Origin of the sequence: Streptomyces sp. f51 (genome assembly GCF_037940415.1) — a bacterium.
Classification (GTDB): Bacteria; Actinomycetota; Actinomycetes; order Streptomycetales; family Streptomycetaceae; genus Streptomyces.
The window spans coordinates 7889764-7908586 of sequence record NZ_CP149798.1 but is presented as its reverse complement, the minus strand read 5'-3'; the positions used below and the strand labels follow the sequence as shown (position 1 = coordinate 7908586).

Below are 18823 nucleotides of genomic sequence, written 5' to 3'. Positions count from 1 at the left end.
GGTCCACGCCCCCTCCACACAGGCAGGAGGGACCTCTGACTCACGGTCTCCGCGTGTTCACGTTGCCCCTCCGTGCCCTCGCATCGGCCAGCACGGGCTGAAGATCGTCGCCGCCCTCGCCCGCAGCCTGACCGTGGAACAGACACCAGTCGGCAACCGCATCACCGCCAATCCCGCCCTGACTCCGGCCGCATAGCCGGCGGCCGGGACCCGGCGCCGGCCCTGCCCGCTGTTCTGAAGCGATCTCGGTCTCTGCCTGCATCGGCAGGTGGTGCTGGAGACGGCAGAAGGGACCGTGCACGGACTGATCACAGGGAGCGTCATCGAATGCATCGAGATGCCAACTCCGCACAAATACTGGGCAATTGCAGTCGCCCCTTGCAATCCAAGGGTTCTAGTGTGACTCTCGGTTATGGATGCAAAGCTCGCTCCATCCGCGGCGGGAGTGCCTCGTCCCAGGGGGACCATGTCCGAGGAGTCGGGGAACGTCGGAGCCGTCAGCCAGCCCCGCTACGAGCAGATCGTTGCCGAGCTACGCAGTGCGGCCGGCCGACCACCACCAGCCCAGTTCACGATCGGGGACCGGGCTCTGGAGATCGAGCCGATGGGTCCGGGCAGCACACCGGTCCAGTCCCCCGCGTGGGCGGTGAAACAGTCCCTGATCCGGATGGCCAGGGACATCGGCCTGCCAGTGACCACGGTCGAACAGGCCCGATGGACGGCATCACGCTGGCCAGCCGACAAACGTCGGAAGACAGAGTCGTTCATGGTCCACCAGGTACTGGCCCGTATCGAGGACGCCACGGAACGGTTCACCGCGATCGATAGTGTCCCCAGCGGCAGAACCCACTGGACACTGGACGACGCCAGGCACCGGGTAGAAACCCAGACGAATGCCCATCCTTCCGGTCACAGTGCTCCGCATCCCCGTCCTGGACCCCTGCCTACCGAGCCGATGACCACGTCCGCAGAGCGCCCGCCGGCCTGAGGATCGGCCGGCCCACACCGGAACGCCGTGCGTCACCGCCACCTGTCGCCTTCGCACGTGGACCGTCCGGAGCTCTTGCCGTAGGGGCAGACGTGCGTGATGCCGATGTTCTCGCCGGGGCCGGCGCGGCTGGAACTCGGTCGCCGAAAGGATGGTGACCGTGACGGCGTCGTCCGCTGGACAGACGTCGGCGCGCCCAGCGCAGACGACGCCACTGACTCGTGGGTCCCTTCCATCAAATCGTGCTGAGTGCACGGGAAGCGGGGGCTACGAGTCCAAGGCGGAGGGTCCTTCTGGTGCGCGGTGGAGGGTCAAGGAAGGGCCGCGGCCGACTACTTGGCCTTCAGGGGCTCCCTGAAGGACTTGCGGAACACCGGGCCGGCGAAGGGGAGTATCGAGGACTTCATCTTGGCGGTGAACGAGGTGGGATGCCGCTGGAGTTTGACGTCGACACGGGTGCCGTCGCCGTGGGGGGTCATCTGGAACACCCAACCGCCGGGTCCGAACGGGGTCGAGTCGCGGGTGGTGACGGTGACCTTGTTCTGCGCGGGGTCCCAGTCATAGCGTGCTCGCTCCCACGACTTGGCGTTTCCTTCAGTGACTTCGGCCCAGGTGTCCCCGCGTTCGTGTACCTGGAAGTGTTCCGCGTCGATCGAGGGCCACTCTTCGAGCCGTGAGGGGCTGAAGTCCGTGAGCACCCCCATGACCTCGGGCGGGCTCATCGAGGAATCCAGATGGAAATGCAGGCCGGGCATGCCCGCTCCTTCGCTTTGGGAGGCACGGTTTTCATGGCGGCTCCGCCTCGCAGTACCCGCGCGGCCTCCACGGGCAGGGCACTCCTCCCCGCCTCCCAGCATGCGCCCGCGGTGAGCTGAGACGCATCCTGGGGCAGAGGCTCAGTAGTCCGCTTCCGCTTTCACCCTCACGTCCAGGAGCTCCATCTTGACATCCTCGGGACAAAACTTAACGGCCGCCACTGACAACGCCGGTCCGCCCAGGGGCGAACCGGCTTTCCCTGCCCTGCTCCGCAGGAGCTTCGTTTCCTCCCCGGCCTGAAGGCCGGGGTATCCACGAAGGAGACCTGATGAGCGTCGACCATCCGTCGATCCGGACCCGGCTGAAGGACGGTGTCCTGTCCGCCACCCTCGACGCGGGCGTCCTCAACCTTGTCGGTGTCGACCTGGTCCGTGACCTGGTCTCCCTGGTCGACATGCTGTACACCGACCCGGGTGACGTGCGCGTCGTCGTCATCGACAGCGCTTCGCCGGACTATTTCTCCGCGCATGTGGATCTCACGGCCGTCCCGCAGTACACCGCGGAGGCCGCGAAGGCGGGTGGCCCCGGCGATGCTTCACTGGGCATGTTCCTGTACAAGCTGGCGCGGGTTCCGGTGATCACCATTGCCAAGGTCCGCGGGCGTGCCCGCGGTGGCGGCAATGAACTCGCCCTGGCGTGCGACATGATCTTCGCCTCGCGTGAGAGGGCGGTCTTCGGGCAGTTCGAGGCCGGCACCGGTGCGCTGCCCGGCGCGGGTGGGGTCCAGCACCTGGCCCGTCGGCTCGGCCGGACCCGGGCCATCGAGGCGATCGTCGGTGCCGACGACTTCGATGCCGACACAGCCGAGCGCTACGGCTGGATCAACCGCGCCCTGCCCGACGCCGAGCTGGACGGCTTCGTCGAACGGCTGGCGACACGGATCGCCGGCTTCCCGCCGGAAGGGGTGCGAGCGGCCAAGCGTGCCGTCAACGACCTCACGCTGGCATCGGCCGCCCAGGTCCGCTCCGACGCCGTGACATTCCAGAGCCTGATCGCCCGGCCCGAAAGCCGTGAGCGCCTGGAGTACCTCGCCGGGCAGGGCTTGCAGAGTCCTGGTGAGCTCGAACGCGACCTCGGCAAGGCCGTCGCGGACTTCCCCGCTGAGAGCTGACTCTGGGCCTGCCAAAAGCTCTTGGCCTGCTAGAAGCCGAACATCAGCCATGCCTGGTGGCTGACCCAGTCGGGATACAGGTCGGTCATGGCGTCATAGAGCTCTTGGTCGCTGCCGGTCTCCTGCTGGAGGCGGCCGAAGTCGGTGAGGTACTGCCTGGTCTGCGGGATGATGTCGGGCGTGTCGGGGGCGCCCGGCTTCTTGTGGCCGGCGACCACGGTCTTCGGGTCGAGGGCGGCGAGGCGCTCCAGCGCGGCGATCCAGTTCGCGCGGCTGTCGGGCGTCGTGGCGGCGACGAACATGTGGCACTGGTTGTAGACAACGTCTCCGCTGACGACGAGGTCCAGGTCGGGCACGTGCAGGGAGGTGGAATCGACGGCGTCGGTCTGCCCCTGCTCGATGATCCGCAGCTCGTGGCCCTCCACTGCCAAGGTCTCCTGCGTCCAGGGTTCGGGCAGCGTGATCGTGGCCGGGAGCCGGCCGGGCCACAGCTCGCGGTAGAACGGCAGCCGCTCGGTCTGCTTACGCGCGTATTCGACCGTCTTCGCGGTGGCGATGGCGCGGGCGTCGGGGAAGTGGTGCAGCAGCCGGCTGAGGCCGGCGAAGTGGTCCAGGTGACCGTGGGTGATGTAGATCGTGGTCAGGTTGCGGTGGTGCAGCTGTACCCAGGCCGCCAGGGCCTCGGCCTCGGCGGCCGTGGTGAGGGTGTCGACCAGGACGGCGTCGTGCTCTCCGAAGATTAGGGTGGAGGTCATCGGATCCCAGGCCGGCGGCGGGCCGAAGGGCCTGGACCGGTCGGCTGCCAGCGCCTTCTCCGGGGCTGTGAACACGTTCACGCTCAGTGTGGATGCCATGCCGCTCGGTTCCTCTCCGCGGCGACGGGTCCCTATCGACCTCGCGGTCGTTGCGGATGTCTGCCGCACGACTGCCTTCCACTGTCCAATGGCGTGGCAGACCTCGACAACTGCGGCACGGACGGGCATGGGCCACCGCCTGCCGATTGGCCTGCGACCTGGGTGCGGATCGCCTGAGAGGCTGTGCCTCCCGTGCCGTGCTTCGAGGAGATGCCATGCACCAGGTAGCCGTGGTCACCTTTGACGGATTCAACGAGCTCGACAGCTTCATCGCCTCCGCGTTGATCAACCGATGCCGGAAGGACGGTCTGGAGGCCTTCATCACGACACCGACGCCGGCCGTCACGTCGATGAACGGTGTCGAGGTGACCGGACAGCGCCCGATGGAGTTCGTGACCGAAGCAGATGTCGTGCTGATCGGCAGCGGGGTGAAGGCGCACGAGGTGGTCGCCGACGACCGGTTGATCTCCCGGCTGTCGCTCGACCCGTCGCGCCAGCTGATCGGCGCGCAGTGCTCCGGAGCGCTGGTCCTGGCTCGGCTCGGATTGCTGAACGGTATGCCGGTGAGCACGGACGTGAGGAGCCGGCCTTTTGTGGAGGCATGCGACGTCACGGTGCTGGACACGCCGTTCCACGCCGAGGGGAACATCGCCACGGCGGGCGGCTGTCTGGCCTCCCAGTACCTGGCCACGTGGGTGATGACCCGCACGCTCGGAAAGGACGCCGTACGCGATGTCCTGGGCTACGTGGCCCCGGTTGGTGAGAGCCAGGAGACCGTCGAGCGCGCCCTGCGCGCCGTTCACGCCGGCGAGGTCGCAGTGCGCTGACGCCTCGCCAATGGGTGCAAAACGAGGCCGCATGGTGACACTCGTGGGCTGCCCCGCGGGTTCTCGATGCGGTGGCCGACCCGAAGACTCCGCGCGGTGAAGGAGACTGCCCTGGGGCCGTGTCGTGGAGGGGTCTGCGGACCTGGGCTATCGCCGCTCAGGGCCGACTTCAGCAACGTCAGAGAACCGAGCGCACCGTGGAGTACCGGCGGTCCGACCCGCATCCTTCCGGCCGCCCCGCCCCGAACGACCTGTCTGCCGCCCCGGCCACGTACACCGCGCACCGCGTACCGGTCGATGCGCGCCCACCCGCCAGGATCTTTGCGGCTTGCCACTTGGCTTCCAGGAGATACCGGCGGTCTCCGCAGCGGGCGGACAAGTCCGTCTGACGCGAAGACGTGATCAGCACTGGCTAGCAGGCCACTCCCCCGACCTGCAACGATCACACGGGAAGCGGACGTGGACGTCCTGGCGGATGGTGCAGCCGTCGGGCTGAGTGGACCGGCTGTCGAACGTGTCGCGGGCGTAGCCGAGTGTGGGGTGGCCTGCCCTGCGTCATGCGAGCCATGCGGACTCCTTGTGACGTATGCGTGGGGAGACGTCCGAGCCGCCCGCGGCAGCGGACGTGCCCGTGGTGCCGGGTGCGGCCGAGTGCCCCAGGTGGCGGTGCACGAAGTGGATGGCCATCGCGCCCTCACCGGCCGCCGAGGCCACCCGCTTAACCGAGCCGCTGCGGACGTCCCCCACCGCGAAGACCCCGGGCAGGCTGGTCTCCAGGGTCATGCACGGGCGCCCGCGGTCGTGCCACACCTCGGGGTAGGCGCAGGCTTCCTGGGCCTCCGGGCCGGTGAGGACGAAGCCGCGGGAGTCGAGGGCGATGATGCCGGCGAGCCACTCGGTGTGGGGGTCGGCGCCGGTGAAGACGAACAGGCCCCCTACCGCGAGTCGGCGGTGCCCGCCCGTGCGGTTGTCGACCACGTCGAGCTCCTCCAGCACCTCCTGGCCGATGACCTCGGTGACCTCGGTGTGCAGCATGACCTCCACCCGCGGATGGCGTTCGACCTGGTCGACCAGGTAGCGGGACATGTTGGCCTCAAGGCTGGGGCCTCGGACCAGCAGGCACACCTTCGGCGCGTACCTGGCGAGGAACAGCACCGCCTGGCCCGCCGAGTTGCCTCCGCCGATGACGGCCACCGGGTCGGTGCGGCACTGCTGGGCCTCGTAGACGGTCGCCGAGTAGTGGACGCTCGTTCCCTCCAGGCGTTCGATGCCGGGCACCTGGAGCCGGCGATAGCGGGCACCCGTGGCCAGGACGACGGCGCGGGCGGCGATCTCGCTGCCGTCGGCGAACGCCACCACGTAGTGGTCCTCGTCCTTGGGATGAAGACCGGTCGCCTCCACCGGAATGCTGATCCCGGCGCCGAACTTGCCGGCCTGGAGCACGGCGCGTTCGGTGAGTTCGGCGCCGGAGATGCCGGCGGGGAAGCCGAGCAGATTCTCGATGCGGGACGACGTGCCGGCCTGGCCACCGGCGGCCATCGCCTCCACCACGGTGGTGCTCAGGCCCTCGGAGGCGGCGTACACCGCGGCGGCGAGGCCGGCGGGTCCGGAGCCGACGATGAGGACGTCGCCGTGCCGGTTTCCGGCGGGCAGCGACGGCAGGCCGATGAGCCGGGCCAGTTCCGCGTTGCTGGGGTTGCGCAACAGGGTGGTGCCCCGCCAGATGACGAGCGGTGTCTCCTCCGGGCCGACACCGAAGCGGCGCAGCAGGGCCTCGGCCTCCTCGTCGGTCTCCAGGTCGATCCAGCGGTGCGGCAGCCGGTTGCGGATGGCGAACTCGCGCAGCCTCCTGGTGTCGGGCGAGTAGCGCGAGCCGATGACGCGGAAGCCGGCGCCCTCTCCGACGAGCAGCGCGCGACGTCCCAGGCAGGCGCGCAGCACGACGTCCCCGATGGTGGAGTCCTGGGACACCAGGTGGCGCAGCTGGTCCAGGGAGACGACGAGGACTTCGCCCGGCTCCCTGGCGACAGCGGTGTAGAAGGCCACCTGCCCGTTCAGTAGCCCGAGTTCGCCGATGAAGCGGCCGGGGCCGTGCACGCGCAGCACGTGTTCCTCGGGAGTGCCGTAGTCCTCGAGGACGGCGACGGTACCGCTGAGGACGACGAAGAACGTCTCGCAGCGCTCTCCCTCCTGGATCAGGACGTCGTTGGGAGCCATGCTCCGGCGTTGCCCGTGCTCCGCCAGACGTGCTGTCTGCTCCTCCGTCAGGCGCGGATACGCGCCGCAGGTGTCCGGGGTCTCCTGGAGGACGGCCTCGTCCGCTTCCTCCGGCACCGGTTCTCCGCCCGGCAGCGGCTGGTCGCCGGACATCAGACGAACGCCTCGTGGACGTAGCACCAGCGCCATTCCTCGCCGGGCTCGAACGACTGCACGACCGGATGGGCGTCGGCGGCCGCGTGCTTGCGCGCGTGCCTGTTCGGCGAGGAGTCGCAGCAGCCGACGTGCCCGCAGGTCAGGCAGAGCCTCAGGTGGACCCACGGGGAGCCGAGCAGCAGGCACTCCTGACACCCTTCCGGGGTCAGCGGCCGGACCGGCCGGACGAGCGCGAGGTGGGGGTCTGCGTGCAGGGTCATCCTGATCACTCCTTCCGGGCGGTGATCGACTGTTCCACCCACTGACGCAGAACAGGGGCGGGCGCCGCCCCCGCCTGCCGGGCGACCGTCTCGCCCTGGTCGAGGATCAGCAGGGTGGGTACGGCCTGGACCTCGAAACGCTGCGAGAGCCGCGGGTTCTTGTCGATGTCGACCTTGACGAGTTTGATGCGGCCGGCGAGATCGGTGGCGACCTTCTCCAGTGCGGGGCTGACCATGCGGCAGGGGCCGCACCAGGTGGCCCACAGGTCGACCACGACGGGGACGTCGGCCCGCTCGGCGACCTCGGCGAAGTCGTCGTCGCCCGCGTCCACCATCCACGGCAGGAACTGCTTGCAGTGGCCGCACTTGGGACGGCCCTCCGCGGCCACGGGCACCCGGTTGGTGCGCCCGCAGTTCGGACAGCTGACGGTCGTCGCCTGCATCGTGCTCATGCCGCCCGCGCTCCCTTCACGTCCTCGGGCTGGTCATAGGTGACCACCAGCTCTCCGTGCTCGGCGTCGACGCGGACCGTGGCTCCGTCCTGGACGTCACCGCGCAGCAGGGCGCGTCCGACCAGTGTCTCGACCTCGTGGGAGATATAGCGGCGCAGTGGCCGGGCCCCGTACACCGGGTCGTAGCCCTGGTGGGCGATCACTTCCCGGGCGGCGTCGGTGAGTTCGACGGTGATGCGGCGTTCGGCGAGCCGCTGCCGCAGTTCGTCGAACTGCAGCTCCACGATCCGCTCGATCTGCCGCTCGCCGAGCGGTTTGAACAGCACGATGTCGTCGACGCGGTTGAGGAACTCGGGGCGGAAGTGCCCGCGCAGCTCGCCCATCACCAGGGCGCGGGCGTCGGGCTTGATCTCGCCTTCGGCGGTGGCGCCGTCGAGGAGGTGCTCGGAGCCGATGTTGGACGTCATGATGATCACGGTGTTGCGGAAGTTGACGGTGCGGCCCTGCGCATCGGTGATGCGGCCGTCGTCGAGGATCTGCAGCAGGGTGTTGAAGACATCGGTGTGCGCCTTCTCGATCTCGTCGAACAGCACGACCGAGTAGGGCTTGCGGCGTACGGCCTCGGTGAGCTGGCCGCCTTCCTCGTAGCCGACGTATCCGGGCGGTGCGCCCATGAGCCGGCTGACGGTGTGCCGCTCCTGGTACTCACTCATGTCGAGGCGGACCATGTTCTCCTCGGAGTCGAACAGAGTCCGGGCGAGGGTCTTGGCCAGCTCGGTCTTCCCGACGCCGGTGGGGCCGAGGAAGATGAACGAGCCGATGGGGCGGCGAGGGTCGCGGATGCCGGAGCGGGCGCGGATGATGGCGTCGGCGACGAGTTTGACGGCTTCGTCCTGGCCGATGACGCGCTCGCGCAGGATGTCGTCGAGGCGCAGCAGTTTCTCGCGTTCGCCCTCCTGGAGGCGAGAGACGGGGATGCCGGTCCAGGCGGCGACGATCTCGGCGATCTCCTCCTCGGTGACGACCTCGCGCAGCAGCCGGTTCTGCCCTTGTTTGGCGGCCAGTTGCTCCTCCTCTGCGGCAAGTCGGCGCTCCAGGTCCTGGAGCTGGCCGTAGCGGAGTTCGGCGGCGCGGTTGAGGTCGTAGGCGCGTTCGGCTTCCTCCGCCTCGTGACGGACGTGTTCCAGTTCCTGGCGCAGTTCCTGCACGCGGCGGATCGCCTGCCGTTCGGCCTCCCACTGGGCGTGTTTGGCGTCGGCCTCGCTGCGCAGGTCGGCCAACTCCCTGCGCAGCTCCTCCAGGCGGGTTTTGCTGGCGGGGTCGTTCTCCTTGGTCAGGGCCGCTCCCTCGATCTCCAGGCGGGTGACACGGCGGGTGATCTCGTCGAGTTCGGCGGGCATCGAGTCGATCTCGGTACGCAGCCGGGCGCACGCCTCGTCGACGAGGTCGATGGCCTTGTCGGGCAGGAACCGGTCGGTGATGTAGCGGTGGCTGAGGGTGGCCGCGGAGACCAGCGCGGTGTCCTGGATCTTCACGCCGTGGAACACTTCCAGGCGTTCGCGCAGTCCGCGCAGGATGGAGATGGTGTCCTCCACGCTCGGCTCGCCGACCAGGACCTGTTGGAAGCGGCGTTCGAGTGCGGCGTCCTTCTCGATGTGCTTGCGGTACTCGTCGAGGGTGGTGGCGCCGATCATGTGGAGTTCGCCGCGGGCGAGCATCGGCTTGAGCATGTTGCCCGCGTCCATGGCCCCTTCGGCGGCGCCTGCTCCGACGACGGTGTGGAGTTCGTCGACGAAGAGCAGGATGCGCCCCTGGGCGGCTTTCACCTCGGAGAGCACGGCCTTGAGGCGTTCCTCGAACTCGCCGCGGTATTTGGCGCCGGCGACCAGGGAGCCCATGTCGAGGGCGAACACCGTCTTGTCGCGCAGGCCCTCGGGGACGTCGCCGCGAACGATGCGCTGGGCCAGGCCCTCGACGATGGCGGTCTTGCCGACGCCGGGGTCGCCGATGAGGACGGGGTTGTTCTTGGTCTTGCGGCTGAGGATCTGGGTGACGCGGCGGATCTCGGCGTCGCGGCCGATGACCGGGTCCAGCCGCCCCGACCGAGCCTCGAGGACCAGGTCGCGGCCGTACTTCTCCAGAGCCTCGTAGGCCACTTCGGGGTTGGCGGAGGTGACGCGCTGGTTTCCGCGGACCTGGGTGAGCGCGCCCAGGAACGAGTCCCTGGTGATGCCGGCCTGTTTGAGCAGTCGCCCGGCGGCGGTCGAAGAGCTCTCCTCGGCCAGGGCGAGCAGGAGGTGTTCCACGGACACGTACTCGTCCTTGAGGCGCTTGGCCTCCCGTTCGGCGGCGTCGAGCAGCCGGGAGAGGCGCTGGGTGACGAAGACCTGGCCGGGTGCCGCGCCGGGGCCTGTGACCTTGGGACGGCGGGAGAGTTCCTCGCGCACGGCGGCGCGCAGTTCCTTCGGCTCGGTGCCGGCCTGTTGCAGCAACCGCGGGATCAGACCGTCCTCCTGGTCGAGGAGTGCGAGCAGCAGGTGTTCCCCGTCGACCTCGGTGTGCCCCATGCCGACGGCCGCGGTCTGGGCCTCCTGGAGGGCTTCCTGGGACTTCTGGGTGAGACGGTTCATGTCCATGGGGGTGTTTCACTCCTCGTGCCGCGGCCGCGCAGGGCGGCTTCGAGCAGGCTGATGCGGTCGAGCAGGTCGAGCACCAGGCCGATGGATGCGTAGTTGAGGCAGAGTCCGGTGCGCAGCCGCTGGATGCGGGCAAGGACCGCCGGGGCCGTGGGGTCGAACACCAGGTGTCCCGCGGGGTCGCGTTCGGCGTCGACAAGGCCGAGGGCGACGAACCGGCGGATCAGATCGGGGTGGAGGCCCGAGCGACGGGCCACGGCGTCGAGGGAGAGCCTGGGGGCGGGCACGAGCGCGTACCGGACAGCTGTCGAGGCGGTGATGTCTGCGCCCGTTCGTACCGGACGGGCGCCCCCTTCGGCCCGGCCCATGCCTGCCGCTCCCGCGGGTCGGTCGTTCATCGCGTCCTCCTGGGGTCGAACGAGGAAGTGGCGGCGAGCTCCTCGAACAGTTCGCGCTCCCGGTCGCCGAGGGTGGGCGGCACCATGATGCGGAGTTCGGCGTACAGGTCGCCGTTCGCGCCGCGCGGGTTCGGCATGCCCTCGCCACGCAGCCGGAGCCGCCGGCCGCTGGAGGAACCCGCGGGCACCGTGACCTTGGCCGTGCTGCCGCCGGGCGTGGGCACCGGCACGGTCGCTCCCAGGGCCGCCTCCCAGGGGGCGACCGGGACCTGGATGTGCACGTCGCGGCCGTCCAGCCGGAACTGGGGGTGGGGCTGGATACGCACCCGCAGGTACAGGTCGCCCGCGGTGGCGTCGCCACTGCCGCGGCCGCCCTCGCCCGCCAGCCGGATGCGCTGCCCGTCGGTGACGCCCGGCGGCACGTCGACCTCGTAGCGCCGCGGCTGCCCGGTGGGGCCGGCGAGCGTGACGGTGCGACGGCCGCCGCGGTACGCCTCCTCGACGGTGAGCGGCAGTTCGGCCTCCTGGTCCGCTCCGGGGACGCCGCCTGGGGCTGCGCCGGCTCCGAACATGGAGCCGAGCAGGTCCTCGATGTCGATGCCCTCCGCGCCGAAGCCGTCGCCGAAGTCGGTGGCGTACCGGACGCGGGGGCCGCCCGCGCCCGCGGTCCGGCCGCGGAAGCCGCCGCCCGCTCCGGCCGCGACCCGCTCGTCGAAGTCCTCGGGGATTTTGCGGAAGTCCTCGCCGAAGCGGTCGTAGCGGGCCCGGGTCTTGGGATCGGACAGGACGCTGTGTGCCTCGTTGAGGTCCTTGAAACGCTCCTCCGCCGCGGGGTCCTTGTTGACGTCGGGGTGGTACTGGCGGGCGAGTTTGCGATACGCCTGCTGGATCTCGTCCTGGCTCGCGCTCCGCGACACGCCGAGCACCTCGTAGTAGTCCCGTGCCATCGCCGGTCACTCCCGCTTCGCGACGGTCACCGCGGCCGGCCTGAGCTGCCTCTCGCCGTCCCCGTAGCCGGGGCGCAGCACCTCGACGACCGTGCCCGGTGGGGCGTCGGGGTCCTGGACGACTCCGACCACCTCGTGCCGGGCCGGGTCGAAGGCGACGCCGCTCTCCGCGTGCCGCGGGTAGCCGAGCAGTTCGAGGACGTTCACGGCCTGGTCGCGTACGGCCCGGATGCCCTCCACGATCGCGCCCGGATCAGCGTCGGCGTGGGTCAGGGCGAGTTCGAGGTTGTCGAGGACGGGCAGGAAGGCGGCCGCCGTGCGGGACCGTTCGACCGCTCGTTCGCGCTCCAGTTCCCTGGCGTGACGCTTGCGAAGGTTGTCGAGGTCGGCGAGTGCGCGCCGCCAGCGGTCCTCCAGTTCCCGGATCGCGGTCGTGTACTGGTCCTCGGCAGGCGCGGGGCCGGCGGCGTCGGGCCCCGGTTCGCCGTTCGCCGCTTCGGGCCGGGGCGGGCCCGGTTGGGGCAGATCCCCGCGAGGGGCAGGTCCGGCGCCTTTGGGGACCCGTACGCCCGGATCCGGCGCGGCCTGGTCGGGTTCCTGGGGGTGGGTGGGCATGGCACGCCTCAGCCCCTGTCGAATTCGGCGTCAATGACGTCATCGTCACCTGCGCCGCCGCTCGTGGGACCACCGGTGGCGGCATCCTGACCGGGACCGCCGTCCGCCGTGGCGGCGCCCTGGTGGGCCGTCAGCCCGGCGAGCACCTGCTGGAGTTCGGAGGTCAGGGGCCGCACGCGCTCCACGCCCGCCTCTTCCTTGACCGCCGCCCGGGCGTCGGACACGAGCATCTCGGCGCGTGCCTTCTCGTGCGCGGGCGCTGCGTCGCCCAGTTCGGTGAGACGCTTCTCGACCTGGTACGCGATGGCGTCGAGTTCGTTGCGGGCGTCGACGGCCTCACGCAGTGCATGGTCCTGGCCCTGGTTGCGCTCGGCTTCCTGGACCATGCGTTCGACCTCACTGCGGTCCAGGTTGGAGCTCTCGCTGATGGTGATGCCCTGCTCCTTGCCGGTGTCCCGGTCGCGGGCCTTGACGTTGAGGATGCCGTTGGCGTCGATGTCGAAGGTGACCTCGATCTGTGGTTCGCCCCGCGGCGCCGGCCGGATGTCGGTGAGCTGGAACCGGCCCAGCACCCGGTTGTCGGCGGCCAGCTCGCGCTCGCCCTGGAGGACGACGATGTCGACAGCGGGCTGGTTGTCCTCGGCGGTGGAGAAGGTCTCGCTGCGGCGCACGGGGATGGTGGTGTTCCGCTCGATGATCTTCGTCATCACTCCGCCGCGTGTCTCCAGGCCCAGCGACAAGGGTGTGACGTCGAGCAGCAGGACATCCTTGACCTCGCCCTTGAGCACCCCGGCCTGGATCGCGGCACCCAGGGCCACGACCTCGTCGGGGTTGACGCTCATGTTGGGTGCCTTGCCGCCGGTCAGCCGGCGGACCAGGGCCTGGACCGCCGGGATACGGGTGGAGCCGCCGACGAGAATGACCTCGTCGATATCGCTCTCGCCGACCTTGGCGTCGGCCATGGCCTGCTGGACCGGCCCCAGGCAGCGCTCCACCAGGTCGGCGGTGATCTGCTCGAACGTGGACCGCATGATCGAGTCGGTGAGGTGCTTGGGGCCCGAGGCGTCGGCGGTGATGAACGGCAGGCTCACCTGCGTCTGCGTCACCGAACTGAGCTCGGTCTTGGCCTTCTCAGCCGCCTCGAACAGTCGTTGCAGCGCCTGCGGGTCCTTGCGCAGGTCAATGCCGTTCTCCTTCTGGAAGTCGTCCGCGAGGTAGTCCACCAAGCGCCGGTCGAAGTCGTCGCCGCCCAGGTGACTGTCACCGGCGGTGGAGCGCACCTCCACCACGCCGTCACCGACGTCGAGGATGCTCACGTCGAAGGTGCCGCCGCCCAGGTCGAAGACGAGGACGGTCTCGTGCTCCTTCTTGTCCATGCCGTACGCGAGGGCCGCCGCGGTCGGCTCGTTGATGATCCGCAGCACCTCCAGTCCCGCGATCCGGCCGGCGTCCTTGGTGGCGGTGCGCTGAGCGTCGTTGAAGTAGGCGGGCACCGTGATGACCGCCTCCGTGACCTTCTCCCCGAGCTGCTTGGAGGCGTCGTCGGCGAGTTTGCGCAGCACCTGTGCGCTGATCTCCTCGGGCGCGTACAGCTTGTCGCGCACCTTGAAGCGGGCCGCCCCGCCGTCGCCCTCGACGATGTCGTACGCCACGGCCCTGGCCTCGTCGGAGATCTCGTCGAAGTGGCGGCCGATGAACCGCTTGGCCGAGTAGATGGTGCCCTTCGGGTTGAGGATCGCCTGGCGCCGGGCCAGCTGGCCCACCAGACGTTCCCCGGTGTCGGTGAAGGCCACCACCGACGGTGTCGTGCGGTTGCCCTCGCTGTTGGGCACGACGGACGGCTCGCCGCCTTCCCACACGGCGATCACCGAGTTGGTGGTGCCCAGGTCGATGCCCACTGCCTTGGCCATGAGGAACTCCTCCCGGTACGACGCCTGCGTCGACTCTCCGGATCACGTTTCGTTCAGGCAGAGGGGGGATCTCCGCCGGTTTCCCGCCGGTGCGGACGGAGGGTCTCGAGCATTTCCCAGGATGATGAACCGGGTAGCTCCACGCCTGCGCCTGGCGAGTCAGGAATGCACGGGTCCGGTCGCCCTGCGAGTACGAGAGAGAAGAACCCACACGTGTCGGGTAAGCCGGCTCGGGAGCGGGTACGCGAGAGCCGGACGCCTCGGACGGAGTGATCCCATGGTCAGCAGTCGGGCGTACGGCCTGTCCCACCGCTACTCCGACCGTGACGGGAAGAGCAGCCTTCCCGCGGGCAGTGCCGGGCGGCGCCACATGGCCGCGCGCAGAGCGCTCCGCCGGCCCGCTCGCCCTCCAGCCGACCATGCCCTCCACGAACTGATCACGCTCTCTCGCGCCCTGCTCAACGCTCCGGACGAAGACGCGATCCTGCGCCTGGCCAGGGACCACCTAGTCACCGGGGGGTCATACAGCGCCGAGGCCGGATATCTCAAGGTGGGCGGCGATCTGGTCCCCAGCCCGTGGAACGGGCAGACGTATGCCTTGGCCGTGGGCCGGAGGGTGCGGGAGCTGGCCGGGCAGGACGGCGACGTGACCGTACCCGGCAGGCCCTGGGGGCGGGCCCTGGGGCTACGCGGACCTGGGGCTCTGCACGGCTACCTCGTGGTCACCTCCCGCTCCCGGCCCACCAGGGCCGAGCGATCCCTGCTCTCCCTGCTCGTCCAGCACATCGCTGCTGCACTGTCAGTGGCCATCGCACACCGCCGCCAACGCGAGGACGCGCTGGAGCTGCACCGACTGCGGGAGGAACGCACAGCCCTCCAGCAGCAGCTGATCTCTGTGGTGGCTGAGTTGAGCTACGAGCAAGCCGTTCACTCTCTCGTGGTCGGCGCCGCTGCCTCGGGTGGCGGCGAGGAAGCTGTCACCCGCGCACTACACGGGCTTACCGGACTTCCCGCGCTGATCGAGGACCGCTTCGGTCGGCTGAGGTCCTGGACCGGTCCCGACCGGCCCGTCCCGTATCCCGAACCGGACCCCGTGCGCCAGAACGAAATGCTGCACACCGTCGCCAAAGAGGCCGGGCCGGTGCGGATAAGAGACCGGCTGATCACCCTGATCCGCCCGCACGGCGAGATCCTGGGCATGCTGGCGCTGGTCGATGCACAAGACGAGGCCGACGAGCACACCGTGCTCGCGCTTAGACACGCCGCCGCATCGCTCGCCCAGGAGCTGACGCACCTGCGCAATCTGGCCGAAGTGGAGGTGAGGCTGCACCGCGAGCTGGCCGACGACCTCCTGGCAGGGACGGACGAGCCGGGCGCCTACGCCCGGTCCGAGGCAGTCGGACACGACCTGCATGGCAGCCACTACGTCGTCGTGGTGCAGTGGTCGAACCGGACCGCCGACGATTCCTTCGCGCAGACCGTGAGTCGGGCGGCCGTTGCGGTGGGCATGCGCTCGCTGCTGACCCGCGGCTCCGACCACGTCGTCCTCATCACCGGCGACAGGCCGCACGCCCGCGCGCTGCACGAGGCGCTCGCCCGGGACACCGGAACCCGGTCCGGGACGATCGGAGTGAGCGCCCCTTGCGACTCCCTGGAGGACATCCCCCACCACTACGAGGAGGCGCAGCGCGCCCTGGAGGTGCGCCTGCACTCCCGCGATCGCTACGGCACGACGTTCTTCGACGAGCTCGGCCTCTACCGCATCCTGGGCCCCGGCAACGATTACCGGGAGCTGGAGACGTTCGTCCAGGAGTGGCTCGGGCAGCTCATCGACTACGACTCCCAGCACCAGGCGGCCATGGTGGAGACCCTGTCCCGGTACTTCGACTGCGGCGGCAACTACGACGAGACCGCCGACTCCCTCGCGATCCACCGCAGCACGCTGCGCTACCGGCTCCAGCGCATCCGCGACATCAGCGGCCACGACCTCGCGAACGTGGAGGACCGGCTGAACCTCCAGGTGGCGACCCGAGTGTGGAAGATCGTGCTGGGCGGACCGGGCTGATGTCCCACGGGAACTTCCGCACGAGCGGTGTCAGTGGCCGACGCCGCCTGGGGACCACGACGGCGGGAGCGTCAGCGGCTGGCGCGGTAGATGTCGCGGCCGGAGCGAGGCGAACGCAGGAGGCCGGACACCACCGATGGGTGACGTCCGGCCCCCGTCCCCGGCGTCACAGCGCGATGACATGGAGGTCGACCAGGCCGAGCAGCGCCCGCAGAGCCGAACTGGGCCGCCGGGTCGACGACGTGCCGAGATGCATGCTCCAGCGGAGCGTGGTGTCGTACACGTCCAGGACATGCAGGCCGGGGGTCCGGGCAACGGCGAACGCGGGCAGGAAGGCGACGCCCAGACCATGCCGGACCAGAGCCGCCCCCATGTCGATGTCGGGCACTTCCAGTGCCACCCTGCGTACGACGCCCGCCGCCGCGAACGCCCGGTCGACCACCTCACGGTTGCCGTAGCCCGGCGGGAAGTCCACGAAGGGCTCCCCCGCGAGGTCCGCAAGTGCCACCTTTCCCCTCTGCGCGAGCGGATGGGCGGCGCTCACCGCCATGACGAGCGGCACGGTGGCCAGCTCCCGTGCGTCGATCCCGGCGGGCTTGCGTTCGGGCAGCGACAGGAAGGCCACGTCGAGGTCCCCGCTGAGCAGCGCGTGCGCCAGTCCCGCCGACCCGGTCGTCGCCAGCCGCAGCCGGACGTCGATCGCCGGATGCCGCGCGTGCAGCTGCCCGAGGAGCGCAGGCAGGTCCACCACCTCGACCGAGGCCATGGCGCCCACGTTCACCGTGCCGCGCAGCGTGTCCTGTGCGGCACCCACGGCGTCCTGGGCGGCCTGGGCGGCGTTCAGGGTGGCCCGGGCCTCCGGCAGCAGCGCGGCGCCCGCCCCGGTGAGCCGGACCTGCTGCGACGTGCGCTCGAACAGCGCGCAGCCGAGCTCGCGCTCCAGTGAGCGGATCGCGGCGGACACCCCGGACTGCACCACATGCAGCCGACGGGCGGCACGCGTGAAACTCAGCTCCTCGGCGACCGCGATGAAGTGCTCCAGCTGACGTAGCTCCACCCGTGAAGTATCACTCGCATTGCTCGAGCTCAGCAAAAACATTCGTTGGCATTGATCCTTGCTGGTGAGGAGGATGGAAAACGCCATCAACTTCCGCCTGAGGAGGGGTACCCCTGCCTGCCGTTCCGACGCCGCTGAGCCGTCCCACAGCCGATGCTCCCGGCGACCCGAACCACCGGATCCCAGCACTCGCTCCCGCCGGCCTGCCGCCCCACGCCCCAGCCGGACGCCGTGCCTCGCACGCGACCGGCTTCTGGTTCGTGGCGGTGGCCTTCACCGTGCTGATGGCCTTCGGCACCGCGCCGACTCCGCTGTGGCCGCTGTACGAGGCCCGGGACCACTTCGGTGCGACCACGGTCACGGTGGCGTACGCCTCGATGGTCGTGGGCGCGGCGGTCGCCTTCCTGGGGCTGGGACATCTGTCGGACCGGCTCGGCCGGCGGCGCATCATCGTCCCGGCGCTGCTGGTCGGCATCGTCGCCTCGGTCGTACTGATGGTGTGGCGGGACCTGCCGGGGCTGATCGCGGGCAGGATCCTGAACGGTGCCGGACTGGGGCTGATGGCCTCGACCGCGACGACGTACCTGCACGACCTCCACCACGAGGCCCGTCCGGATCGCACGGGTTCAGTGCTGCCCGGCATCGTGGCCACCGCCGCCAACCTCGGCGGCCTGGCCTCAGGGCCCCTCATCGCCGGCGCCGCCGCCGAGTGGCTTCCCGCACCCCTGATCACCACCCAGGCGATCTTCACACTCGCCATGGCAGCGTGCCTGGCACTGGTCCTGTCCACCCCCGAGACCGTGGACCTGGAGCTGCCCGCGGCCGAACCGCCCCGCAGGTTCGTCCTGCGCCCAGGCGGCCGGCGGACGTTCGGCGCGGCCGGCGCCCTGGGCGCCTTCGCCTTCGCGATCCTCGGCCTGATCTCCTCCCTGGGGGCGAGCGTGCTCCACGGCACCCTGCACACCGACTCGCACCTCGTGGCCGGCCTGGCCGCCTTCCTCATGTTCGGTTCCGCGGCGACCGCCCAGCTGGTCCTGGGCCGCCTCCCCCTGCCCCGGCTCCTGACCGTGGGGGCAGTGGTCTTCCCGGTCGGCCTGGTCCTGTGCGCCGTCGCCCTCTACCACCCGGCGCTGTGGCTCTACCTGGTCGCCGTGTCCTTGTCGGGAGCCGGCTCCGGGCTGCTGTTCAAGGGAGGCGTCGAACGTGCCGGTGCAGTGGCCGAGCCCGCCTCACGCGCGGGGGTCCTCGCCGTGTTCTTCGTCGTCGCGTACCTGGGAATGGGACTGCCCTCCGTCCTGTTCAGCATCGCCCTGCGGCACTTCGCCGTGCAGACCGCGATGATCGGCTTCGCGACGGCCCTCTCCTGCGGCGCCGTCGTGTCGGTCGCCGTCGCGTTGCGCGATCGCGCACCCGGTCCGGGCGAGCTCTCGGCGTAGTCTTCTCGCCCCTCCTGATCTCCCTGGGCCGCATGCGACACGGCTGTCTGGAAGGTGCGTACCTGGGCACCCGGTGCG

General features: G+C 70.0%; 15 protein-coding genes. 4 read left to right on the top strand and 11 right to left on the bottom strand.

Going from position 1 to position 18823, the window contains the following annotated elements; genetic code table 11:
* Nucleotides 1–1320: 1320 nt before the first annotated feature.
* Entirely contained in the window at nt 1321–1743 is a 423-nt protein-coding gene (locus WJM95_RS34445; protein ID WP_339134971.1) for a hypothetical protein, read from the bottom strand.
* 329 nt (nt 1744–2072) lie between these two features.
* Between WJM95_RS34445 and WJM95_RS34440 the strand changes: the two genes are divergently transcribed.
* Complete coding sequence (locus WJM95_RS34440) at nt 2073–2915, top strand: enoyl-CoA hydratase/isomerase family protein (protein WP_339134969.1); 843 nt, start codon at nt 2073–2075, stop codon at nt 2913–2915.
* A 29-nt stretch (nt 2916–2944) separates the two neighbouring features.
* Here WJM95_RS34440 and WJM95_RS34435 read toward each other — a convergent pair whose 3' ends face one another.
* On the bottom strand, nt 2945–3769 hold the full coding sequence (locus WJM95_RS34435; protein WP_339134967.1) for an MBL fold metallo-hydrolase: 825 nt from the start codon (nt 3767–3769) through the stop codon (nt 2945–2947).
* A 215-nt stretch (nt 3770–3984) separates the two neighbouring features.
* On the opposite strand from WJM95_RS34435, the gene WJM95_RS34430 reads away from it, so the two are divergent.
* On the top strand, nt 3985–4596 hold the full coding sequence (locus WJM95_RS34430) for a DJ-1/PfpI family protein (RefSeq protein WP_339134965.1): 612 nt from the start codon (nt 3985–3987) through the stop codon (nt 4594–4596).
* Nucleotides 4597–5151: 555 nt separating this feature from the next.
* Here WJM95_RS34430 and WJM95_RS34425 read toward each other — a convergent pair.
* From WJM95_RS34425 to dnaK, 8 genes are read right to left on the bottom strand one after another with little or no spacing between them, the layout of a single operon-like run.
* Nucleotides 5152–6966, bottom strand: a complete 1815-nt coding sequence (locus tag WJM95_RS34425; RefSeq protein WP_339134963.1) for an FAD-dependent oxidoreductase — start codon at nt 6964–6966, stop codon at nt 5152–5154.
* Complete coding sequence (locus tag WJM95_RS34420; RefSeq protein ID WP_339134961.1) at nt 6966–7229, bottom strand: UBP-type zinc finger domain-containing protein; 264 nt, start codon at nt 7227–7229, stop codon at nt 6966–6968. Before WJM95_RS34420 ends, WJM95_RS34425 begins: the two co-directional genes overlap by 1 nt.
* 5 nt (nt 7230–7234) lie before the next feature.
* Nucleotides 7235–7681 carry a thioredoxin gene (gene trxA, locus WJM95_RS34415; RefSeq protein ID WP_339134959.1) on the bottom strand — a complete coding sequence of 149 codons (447 nt, stop codon included), beginning with the start codon at nt 7679–7681 and terminating at the stop codon, nt 7235–7237.
* Nucleotides 7678–10317: an ATP-dependent chaperone ClpB gene (clpB, locus tag WJM95_RS34410; protein ID WP_339134957.1), complete on the bottom strand. Its 2640-nt coding sequence runs from the start codon at nt 10315–10317 to the stop codon at nt 7678–7680. The genes trxA and clpB overlap by 4 nt, the downstream gene beginning before the upstream one ends.
* Entirely contained in the window at nt 10308–10715 is a 408-nt protein-coding gene (locus WJM95_RS34405; RefSeq protein WP_339134955.1) for a chaperone modulator CbpM, read from the bottom strand. The genes clpB and WJM95_RS34405 overlap by 10 nt, the downstream gene beginning before the upstream one ends.
* The gene (locus WJM95_RS34400; RefSeq protein ID WP_339134953.1) at nt 10712–11662 is read right to left on the bottom strand and encodes a J domain-containing protein; all 951 of its coding nucleotides are present in this window, start codon (nt 11660–11662) and stop codon (nt 10712–10714) included. The genes WJM95_RS34405 and WJM95_RS34400 overlap by 4 nt, the downstream gene beginning before the upstream one ends.
* A gap of 6 nt (nt 11663–11668) precedes the next feature.
* Entirely contained in the window at nt 11669–12277 is a 609-nt protein-coding gene (gene grpE / locus WJM95_RS34395; protein ID WP_339134951.1) for a nucleotide exchange factor GrpE, read from the bottom strand.
* A gap of 8 nt (nt 12278–12285) precedes the next feature.
* Nucleotides 12286–14187, bottom strand: coding sequence for a molecular chaperone DnaK (gene dnaK / locus WJM95_RS34390; RefSeq protein ID WP_339134949.1), 1902 nt, complete (start codon nt 14185–14187; stop codon nt 12286–12288).
* A 277-nt stretch (nt 14188–14464) separates the two neighbouring features.
* Here dnaK and WJM95_RS34385 point away from each other — a divergent pair, with 277 nt between their 5' ends.
* Nucleotides 14465–16252: a helix-turn-helix domain-containing protein gene (locus WJM95_RS34385; protein ID WP_339134947.1), complete on the top strand. Its 1788-nt coding sequence runs from the start codon at nt 14465–14467 to the stop codon at nt 16250–16252.
* A 166-nt stretch (nt 16253–16418) separates the two neighbouring features.
* Here the strand turns inward: WJM95_RS34385 and WJM95_RS34380 are convergent, their stop codons facing one another.
* On the bottom strand, nt 16419–17309 hold the full coding sequence (locus tag WJM95_RS34380; protein WP_339134945.1) for a LysR family transcriptional regulator: 891 nt from the start codon (nt 17307–17309) through the stop codon (nt 16419–16421).
* 266 nt (nt 17310–17575) lie between these two features.
* On the opposite strand from WJM95_RS34380, the gene WJM95_RS34375 reads away from it, so the two are divergent.
* On the top strand, nt 17576–18745 hold the full coding sequence (locus WJM95_RS34375; protein WP_339134943.1) for an MFS transporter: 1170 nt from the start codon (nt 17576–17578) through the stop codon (nt 18743–18745).
* Nucleotides 18746–18823: the final 78 nt, after the last annotated feature.

Coding starts and splice junctions, on each gene's coding strand:
- WJM95_RS34445 (WP_339134971.1), bottom strand. CDS start 1,743: ATGCCCGGCCTGCATTTCCATCTGGATTCCTCGATGAGCCCGCCCGAG.
- WJM95_RS34440 (WP_339134969.1), top strand. CDS start 2,073: ATGAGCGTCGACCATCCGTCGATCCGGACCCGGCTGAAGGACGGTGTC.
- WJM95_RS34435 (WP_339134967.1), bottom strand. CDS start 3,769: ATGGCATCCACACTGAGCGTGAACGTGTTCACAGCCCCGGAGAAGGCG.
- WJM95_RS34430 (WP_339134965.1), top strand. CDS start 3,985: ATGCACCAGGTAGCCGTGGTCACCTTTGACGGATTCAACGAGCTCGAC.
- WJM95_RS34425 (WP_339134963.1), bottom strand. CDS start 6,966: ATGTCCGGCGACCAGCCGCTGCCGGGCGGAGAACCGGTGCCGGAGGAA.
- WJM95_RS34420 (WP_339134961.1), bottom strand. CDS start 7,229: ATGACCCTGCACGCAGACCCCCACCTCGCGCTCGTCCGGCCGGTCCGG.
- trxA (WP_339134959.1), bottom strand. CDS start 7,681: ATGAGCACGATGCAGGCGACGACCGTCAGCTGTCCGAACTGCGGGCGC.
- clpB (WP_339134957.1), bottom strand. CDS start 10,317: ATGGACATGAACCGTCTCACCCAGAAGTCCCAGGAAGCCCTCCAGGAG.
- WJM95_RS34405 (WP_339134955.1), bottom strand. CDS start 10,715: ATGAACGACCGACCCGCGGGAGCGGCAGGCATGGGCCGGGCCGAAGGG.
- WJM95_RS34400 (WP_339134953.1), bottom strand. CDS start 11,662: ATGGCACGGGACTACTACGAGGTGCTCGGCGTGTCGCGGAGCGCGAGC.
- grpE (WP_339134951.1), bottom strand. CDS start 12,277: ATGCCCACCCACCCCCAGGAACCCGACCAGGCCGCGCCGGATCCGGGC.
- dnaK (WP_339134949.1), bottom strand. CDS start 14,187: ATGGCCAAGGCAGTGGGCATCGACCTGGGCACCACCAACTCGGTGATC.
- WJM95_RS34385 (WP_339134947.1), top strand. CDS start 14,465: ATGGTCAGCAGTCGGGCGTACGGCCTGTCCCACCGCTACTCCGACCGT.